We start from the raw sequence: 8,764 nt of genomic DNA, 5'->3' as shown, positions 1-8,764 counted from the left end.
TGCCCACACAGATGATTGCTTTATATTGTTAAAGAACGTTTTGAGTCGCTTTAGCGTCTCAAGGGATGCGAATAATACACCCTTTATTTTTCGAGTCAACACTTTGTTTTAAACTTTCTTTTGGACGATTTAAAACCGAAGTTTTATTTAACTCTGTGAGTAGTTCGTGCCTTGCTATGCTTCAGCGTTTCCCGTCTCAGTGGGGTCGCATTATAGGGAGAACAGATTTTTACGCAAGCGTTTTATTGACAAAACTTTAAATAAAGCACTGTTCGCTGAGAATTTGAGCTAAACGCATTAAAAACACAACATAACTAGCACTTTATTAACATTTAACGCCTATTAAAGTGTTTGTTATGGCCTGCGCTATCAAAAAATACTGTCTACAGACCAGCTATTAAGTCATTTATCTAAAAGCTATAGTAAAAGCCCGCGTAAAAACGACGACCTGAGTAGCTAGTATTGAGTAATCGCGCATCGGTGTCATTTCCTAAACGCGTTACTGATTCAGATTTAGTTAAATTAATAACCGCTGCGGTAAGGCTAAGCCCGTCGTATAAATTTACAGATGCATTTACATCGATTTGTTCGTAAGGGTCTTGGTATACATTTAATCCGCTATTTAAACCGAGTACTGTTTCGCCGCGCTTATTATAAGAAGCACGTACATTAAAATAACCTCCTTCATAATAAACAGAGGTGTTGTACTGATACTTTGCACTACCTATTAAGGCCGACTGACCAAATTCTTCACCATTAATTGTTACATCTGCTTTATTGGTTTTGTTATAAGTGTAATTTGCGTAAAAGCCAAAACCACTATCAAAGGCATGCTGAATAAACACTTCCGCGCCTTTTGATACTGCATCGGTGCCATTACCTACAGTGCTGTAAGGGGCTATATTAATAGTCCCTGCATCCACTATATTATTTTTACCGACAAAGTTTTGCTCTACGTCGATCACCAGTGGCACAACAAAGTTATCTACTTTCTTATGAAAAAGTGCCAACCCAACAGCAGAACCTTCGCCATAATAATACTCAATAGATAAATCAGCTTGAACTGATTCAAATGGTTTCAAGTTTTTATTTCCGCCACTACCGCTAAAACCAGGAAGCTCGTTAAATGCGGCTCTATCTTCTGCCCATTCACCTGATACATAGGTAATGCGCTGCTGCGCACCTAAATCACTATAGTCAGGACGAGATATTACTTTAGCTATTGCCCCACGAATAACTAAATCGTCGGTTGCATCCCACGCTATATTAAAGCTTGGCAAAACTTGAGTGTCTTTGTTTTGCTGAGTGACTAATTGATAGTCTTCTACAAAACGAGCGTCACCTGTTACTGGCTCACCTGTTTCATCATTTGTGTGATCTAATTGGTAGGTATATAAGTCAGTAGATGAAGTAAGTGTTTTTGTTTGCACAACACGCACACCCAAATTACCTCTGACTTCACTAAATTCAAAATCACCTTGTATATAAAAAGCCGATATTTTTTCTTCTATATCGTAAACAAAATTATCTTCAATGCGCGTATAAGGTACATAACTAGCAGTGATCATATCGCGGTATTTATTCCAGTCGATACTTGGCATTTGGTTTATATCAAAACCACCTGCAATATTATTCTCACTAGTAAATACATTTTGAGCTAATGGCATTCCACCATTCCATTGGTAGCTATCAAAACGGGTAATACCTTGCTCACTTGCTTCCCCTGCAGCAATATCAAAATTTGGTTCTAAAAAGAAGGTGTTGCCGGTTTCACGGTGAAGAATTGAGTTGCGGTACTTAACACCGGTTCTAATTGTTTTTAAAAAGCCCCAATCAACATAAAAATCCACATCAGCTTGGTAGTAATCTTCTTCTAGCTCACTGCGTACAAAGCTTGAGTTTGAAGAGCCCGCATCACGACCGCCTCCAACTCCATTTTGTAAATTAACTAATGTATTAGGGTCGATATTAAGTGACACATTATTTTGATTGAGCGACCAGCCAGCCGTTTGAGCTGCGTTTTGAATAGTGGCTGCGTTTTCGCCCGCGTTAGAACTTTTATACGCCGCTTCCCAGCTTTCTTCTGGGCCGCCCTCTGATTGTGTATTACCAATTACAAAGCGCGCTTTAAAATTATCACCTTCATAGGTTAAATTAAAATCAAAGGTATGGGAGGTAGATTCCTCACGTACGTAGCTGCCACGCATCCACGGAAATTGCATATCATTTTCGACACCACTTGCCATTGCATCGTATTGCATACCAGTAACAATAGTGCCCAACTCATCAAGATTTACATTCATCAAAAAATCAGGATTTAAAGACCACTCTGGTATATCAATCACAGATTCTGTTCTGTCTTGCCCAAGTGTAAAACCAAAATAATTAAAGCCAAGCTCTAAACGATTTGTTGGTCGCCACTGGGAACTAAATTGAATCCCTTCGCGCTCACGTTTTTCGTTAAGAACAGAACCTCGAACAACTTGCGGAAACCAAACGCCATCGTAACTGTTGCCGTTTGCATCATTAATAGTATCCCAACCGTTATTGTTATTAACTGTATTACCATGTATATCTGTTGCTTGCCCAGTGCCAGTATAGCGCCATACATTAGCATCAGTACCGCCCGAAAGCGTTCTGTTTGTCCGTTCCTGATAGGTATAGCCAACTAATACACCAAAGTTTTCGTTGTCATTTTTCCATGAATATAAACCCGTAAACTGCGGTTCGTACTCTTTTGTAACATCAGCGTAAGTACTCTCTACATTAAATACACCTGAGTTTGCATCCATACTCAGAGGTTTTCGGCTATGCATTAATACAGTACCACCAACCCCACCTTCATCTAAGCGTGCTTCTGGCGATTTATAAACCTCTACGCTTTCAATCATTGAAGACGGTAACAAAGCATAATCAAACGAACGCGAAGGCTCCCCTGGGGAAGACGCAATAAAATTACCATTAAGTTGTGTAAAGGTAAGTTCTGACGATAAACCACGAATACTAACCGATGAACCTTCCCCGCCGTCACGCTCAATTACCACACCGGGTACACGCTGAAGTGAGTCTGCAACGTTTTTATCAGGGAACTTTCCAATGTCTTCCGCGGTAATGGCATCAACTACAGATCCCGACATACGTTTTACATCTAAGTTTTCGGCCATACTTGAACGGATACCACGTACTTCTATTACTTCCATATCTTCTTTATTATTAGTTATATCTGCGTAAGCTTTATTGCTGAAGCCTATTGCCGATAAAATAGAAATACAGAGTGTTGATTTGAATAGTTTGGGTGAAGCGTGTAGTGAGTTATTATTGTAGTTAAGTGCTGTCATGAAGAGTTCTATTCCATTGAAAACTGCTTATATTGATTCAAGCAAGTTAATTAATCATTTTGCTGCAATAAATTGACGAAAATATAAAATTTTTTGCCAATTTTATACAACCAAACTTAATCTTTTATTAACGGGAGCTTAAAATTAAATTAATCGCTTTGATAAATGATTACCTGTTTATAATTGACTTAAATTCAGAATAGTAAATCAATTTTAAGCACTAACCGACTGAACTATCTAGTTATTTAAATAAATACAGTTACATGAAGATATGCTGTGAGGATCTATTTTTTTAAAGTTAAGTGGCTCTTCTAAAAAACATAGACTAAGGTTAATTAAAAGTTTTACTGTAAAAATATCAGATATCCAACCTCTAAATGGTTAGCTTTAATTATTACCAACATTCGGCTATATACTAAAAAAATCACTAAAGATAGCTCTTTTTTGTATCGCTATTTATTCAATGCTTTGTTTCCAATACTCAACTATTTGAATAAATATCCCTAAAAACTTTAATAGGAGCCTATTTATGAAAAGTAATATTAAACTGATCATCACTGCGTGTTTTTTCATTTGGTTTATTGGTGATAGTAACGCCAACAATGCAAAGCCTAACTTTGATCTAGACGGCAATGGTTTATATGATGACTTTGAACGCAATTTACTGCTTGATTTTCTCGGAAACCAGTACCCTGAAATCAAAGCTGATTACGACACTAATAATGATGGCAAAGTCACGGTGCTAGAGCAAACCACTGGTCGACTCCCACTATCGCTGCGTATTCCGAAACGCGCAATTGATAGCACAATCAAAGTTACGTGGGCTTTAAACCTTTTTCCTGAGTGGCTTATGTCTGCTTATTTTCAAGAAGACACTGAAATAGGTAATGTAATAAATCATTCTTCGCGCGGGACAATTACAGCGAATGCAACACAAGCAAAGCTCTCCCTTCAACCATCCAAAACAAGAAAAAATAATGGTGTTGAATTTGCGGCGAACTCTGGGCAATATTTAATAATGCCAGGTCAGCGCGATGCTAGGTGGAATTACAGATGGATGCTTTTTACGTTTAGGATCGATGCTAATACAGGTGATAATGCTGAAACGATTTTATTAGATATTAACCATGGAGAAGGTTCAAATAAGTCATCTCCTAAAATCTGGTATAACAAAACAAACGGTCTAAGTATTCAGTATGTCGGTCTTAATAATAATGGTCTTGATAAACGGATTATGACAACTAAAAATGACGTGATTGCAGATGGTAAAACATGGAATGTTATTGTTGCTGGGATCCGCTATGGTCAAATGTTTGCCTCAGTAAATGGAACACCAATCTCTAGCGAAGCAATCCAACCTGATCGCTTTTCAGGCGAATGGATTAGCAATACTTCCTCATACATTGGCGATAAGGATATTGGTAATATGGCTTGGGCATATGATTCACTAGTCTTTGGTTTGACAGAACCATCAGAAGCAATGGTTCAAAAAATGACTGGCTGGGCGGCTTATCGTCTAAGTACGAATCAATCGTTATTTAGTAACGGAATATCTTCAATTGATCTGCCAAACGAACACCCATATAAAAATATTAGACCTACAATGGATGCTGAAGACTTCCCTTATCGCTATATTCATAATGAAAAAGAATGGACAGCTTGGGGGAGCTCTATTGATAGAGCTGAAGTGCGCATTAATGGTGGTGGAGAACGTGTACCTACAGACGACTTTGAAAGAGTATTTTATGATGACTTTCGTAATAACCGAGTAAAAGCGAGTTTTAGTGGTGAATCTGACCTTTGGTCTGCCCCTGGGTTTAATCCGGCAGTTGGCGCGAGCGCTCAGCTGATGCCTCCTAGTGAAACATTTAATGTTTATCCCCACAATAAAGATGAAAAAAAGCAATCTCTTTTACTACGAAAACAAAACGAAAGATGGAAAGCGAGTGCTTTTTATAGCGTGAATGATCTTGGGCATGGCTATACTTGGACTGGGCCAAAAATTTTTCGAATTCGTAGTATGCTTCCTAAAATAGACAAAAATGATTTGCCTGGGGGGTTATTTCCAGCATTTTGGTCTTATAATCCTGATTTTTTGTTTTGGCGAACAGCAAACCGCATCGAAGTAGATTGGTTTGAATTCGATGGAAAAAATGGAGCTTGGTTAAACGGACTTTCTTCTCATTACCACTATGCTCACGTACCAAACATATTTGCAAAAGATGACTCTAGTTATAAAAGTTACAAAGCATATTGGGGAGAACTGACGGAGCAAAAAAGTAAAATTGAAGGTGGTCTTGAATTTTGGGATGGACAATACCATACCTGGGAATTTGTTATTGATAATGACATGACTTATATAAATGTGACTATTAAAGATGAAGCTGGGAATGATAAGTGGGTTGAAGTTGGTCGTGTGCCAACCGCACCAACTTATCTTGAAAGGCTTGATTTGCAACTTGACTATGCGCTTAGGTCTTACGATGGCAATCCGACGAGCGATCAAGAAAGCTTCACCATAGACTCTATTGAAGTACTACAAAAAACATCAGACATAATAAAAATCCCAAAACCCTTTTTCAGTAAACCAATTATTACAGGGGAAAAAGCTGTTGGTGAAACAATAACTTGCCAAGCTAATTTACAAGATATTACAGATATTCGTTATTATTGGTTTGCTGATGGTTATCCGTTAACATACACAGCAACTAATACTTACGATATTACCAGTGAAGAGTCTGGGAAAGAAATTCGCTGTATGGTAAAAGCGGTTGGCGCACTTAACATGCCAGAAGCTTGGACAGAGAAAGTAGTTATAGCAGAACAATATAAATGACGTATGGGTTACAACGGAGCTTGTATATTTACTAACACAAAATAAATAGCCCCTTCAGTAAAATTTAACCATTAGAGAACTACCATTCTTTACTGGTTAAATTTTTCAAACTGGGGATAATTTAATCTTTGTAAAAAGTAAAAACCACCCCAAAAAAGCTTGTACCGCAGCTATTAGGTATTTAAATAGTTATAATTTTCTGATCATTTGTTTAATGCACATATCCACGCTTGGCATCTTTAGTATTGTGCAAAAAAAAGTACTTTACTGAAAATTAACTTATATGAGGTCAACAACCTACGAACTTTATACTACTTCTCTAATTTATTAATAACATCAGAGAGTTCTAAGAGTGTAGGCTTTCCACCATAATAATTGGTATCTATGTGATAGCTATTACCCACCCAAAAAGGCGCTTTAGTTGAGTTATGTCCATGTATTGAAAAGTCGACTCCATGACTTTTAACTACCTGATTTTGTTTAACTACTTCGCGATCCCACAATAAAGATTGCACAATTAGCGATTTATCATCAGGGTAATTTTCCCAATCCCACGATTGTGCAAATGTATGAGACAACCCAATTTTACAACCACGATACTCAAGTACTATTGAAAGCGGTTTAGTTAGTAACTCATCGCACATAACACTGAGCTTTTCACTTGATACCGACTTGTGCCAATTGCCACCATTGTCAGTCCATAATTTAAAAGCCGCTTTATCATTACTTAATAATGATTCCAACATTAAATGCTCATGATTACCTAATATCATACATGCCCTAATGGCTTGTAAGTATGTAAATAAGTCATATGTTTTATCCCCGCGATCAACAAAATCGCCTAGGCAAAACAAAGTATCTCTTTCAGGATTAAAATTTACGTTATTAAGTGCGTTTTTTAAGGCCGGTAAATCACCATCAAGATCGCCAATTACAAATACTCGGCACTCATCATTAATAAATATGGCTTGTTTTGAAGATACAGCCTGAATAGCGTTAATACCTATATCCAAAATAGACTCCTATAGAATGCAATCTAAAACTTAGATTAATACTTGAGTTTATAAAGCCTTAAGGTAACACAATATAGTTGATAATTAATGAAGGTAATAAGATTTGATTGAAACTAAAAATGCATGACAGAGGACCTTAGCTACAACCTAAATAATTAATGTAAGTAGTGTTTTTAGCCTAAATTAAAAGCTGCTTAGCAAAATACCTGACGAGTTATTTGCCAGTTACCCGCACAAATTTTTCTGCTAGTTCGTCCAAAGTTTCACGCTTATTCGGATCGGGCTTTATGCAGTCAATAGGGCAAACACTTACGCAAGTAGGTTTATCATAATGCCCTACACACTCTGTACATTTGTTTGCATCTATTTGGTATATTTTAGCGCCCATATAAATAGCCTCATTAGGGCATTCTGGGTCACACATATCGCAGTTAATGCATTTGTTATTTATGAGTAAAGCCATTTCCTAGCCCTTTCAATTAAAATCATTATAAAACAAAAAGATAAGTAAAAATAAAGGTGTATAAAGGCTGATTTTTGTGCAGCTCTAGTTTAATAAAAAACCGCTATTTTTCAATAAATCGTAACTCACCATTTTATTTTTAGGTGTAAATTTCAGCCATAAATTATGCCTATTTTTCTCTGTTGCTTTGTTGATCCTAATCAATAAAAATAGCTGCACTTTTACTAAGTTTGACACTATTATTTTAACTTTTCTATGTCATTTTTTAAGCTAATATAAAACTAGCTGATCTGCCGAAAAGCGCTTAAGCCCTCTAGTCATACGCTAATCTCGCCAAAAGAACATTCAAATAAGTGATAACAAGGGAATATAGTACCTCCAAAAATTTAGTCTTTCTCAAAGCGTTATTTGCTCAAATACTCTATGCCTAAAATTAAACCCTATTTAAAGCGTTAAGATGCTCTAAATGATAATTTATTCTTCGTATCATTACTTTAATTTACTTAATCGCCCAACCGTACCTGTAATCAATTGGTCATATTATTCACTTAGTATTTATTTAAAATAAAATTCTAGACTGAGTAATGAAGACTTTTAAAAGCCCCCTGCCATCGAATTTAAATATTTCTTCTGAACAAAGCGATGTAAAAAACGTTATCAGCCATATTCGTAAGTTTGTTAGTCGTCGAACAAATAATACCGATGACGAAGACGACCTAGTCCAAGAAGCTTTGCTGAGAACTTTAAATAGAAATGACACATTAGAAATTGAAAACTTTCAGGCGTACATAAATCAAGTCGCAAAGTCTGTTATGTATAGTGATTGGCAAAAAAATAAAAGCCAACCAAATAATGCAGAAGATATTGAGCTTTTTACAGATGATAATAGCGATCCAGAGGCGCAGTCAATTACAGAGCAAAAGCTCGAGCTTGTTAAAAGTGCGTTGGAAGAGTTGCCACCTTTAAGAAGAAAAGTATTTAAGCTTCGACGTATTAACGGATTAAGTCGCGAAGAAATTAGTCTGCAGTTAAATATGAGCCAAGAATCTGTAAAAAAACATATTACGCGCGCAATGATACAAATAACGCTTCACATAGAAAAAAATCAATAAAA

Annotated in this window: 5 protein-coding genes; 2 read left to right on the top strand and 3 right to left on the bottom strand. The window is 36.6% G+C overall.

What is annotated here, in order from left to right; genetic code table 11:
* Positions 1-410: 410 nt before the first annotated feature.
* A complete protein-coding gene (locus H5092_RS06345; protein ID WP_182733153.1) occupies positions 411-3,338 on the bottom strand; it encodes a TonB-dependent receptor in 2,928 nt (975 codons plus the stop codon).
* Positions 3,339-3,867: 529 nt separating this feature from the next.
* On the opposite strand from H5092_RS06345, the gene H5092_RS06340 reads away from it, so the two are divergent.
* Entirely contained in the window at positions 3,868-6,174 is a 2,307-nt protein-coding gene (locus H5092_RS06340; protein WP_182733152.1) for a hypothetical protein, read from the top strand.
* 311 nt (positions 6,175-6,485) lie between these two features.
* Here H5092_RS06340 and H5092_RS06335 read toward each other — a convergent pair whose 3' ends face one another.
* On the bottom strand, positions 6,486-7,187 hold the full coding sequence (locus H5092_RS06335) for a metallophosphoesterase (protein ID WP_182733151.1): 702 nt from the start codon (positions 7,185-7,187) through the stop codon (positions 6,486-6,488).
* 214 nt (positions 7,188-7,401) lie between these two features.
* On the bottom strand, positions 7,402-7,650 hold the full coding sequence (locus tag H5092_RS06330) for a YfhL family 4Fe-4S dicluster ferredoxin (RefSeq protein WP_182733150.1): 249 nt from the start codon (positions 7,648-7,650) through the stop codon (positions 7,402-7,404).
* Positions 7,651-8,234: 584 nt separating this feature from the next.
* On the opposite strand from H5092_RS06330, the gene H5092_RS06325 reads away from it, so the two are divergent.
* Positions 8,235-8,762, top strand: coding sequence for an RNA polymerase sigma factor (locus tag H5092_RS06325; protein ID WP_182733149.1), 528 nt, complete (start codon positions 8,235-8,237; stop codon positions 8,760-8,762).
* Positions 8,763-8,764: the final 2 nt, after the last annotated feature.

The sequence above is a fragment of the Pseudoalteromonas sp. SR41-7 genome (assembly GCF_014163935.1).
GTDB classification, from domain to species: domain Bacteria; phylum Pseudomonadota; class Gammaproteobacteria; order Enterobacterales; family Alteromonadaceae; genus Pseudoalteromonas; species Pseudoalteromonas distincta.
This window is presented reverse-complemented; position numbering and strand designations above follow the sequence as displayed.

What these genes read in the sequence shown, in the direction of transcription:
- H5092_RS06345 (WP_182733153.1), bottom strand. Translation starts at nt 3,338, where the DNA reads ATGACAGCACTTAACTACAATAATAACTCACTACACGCTTCACCCAAA.
- H5092_RS06340 (WP_182733152.1), top strand. Translation starts at nt 3,868, where the DNA reads ATGAAAAGTAATATTAAACTGATCATCACTGCGTGTTTTTTCATTTGG.
- H5092_RS06330 (WP_182733150.1), bottom strand. Translation starts at nt 7,650, where the DNA reads ATGGCTTTACTCATAAATAACAAATGCATTAACTGCGATATGTGTGAC.
- H5092_RS06325 (WP_182733149.1), top strand. Translation starts at nt 8,235, where the DNA reads ATGAAGACTTTTAAAAGCCCCCTGCCATCGAATTTAAATATTTCTTCT.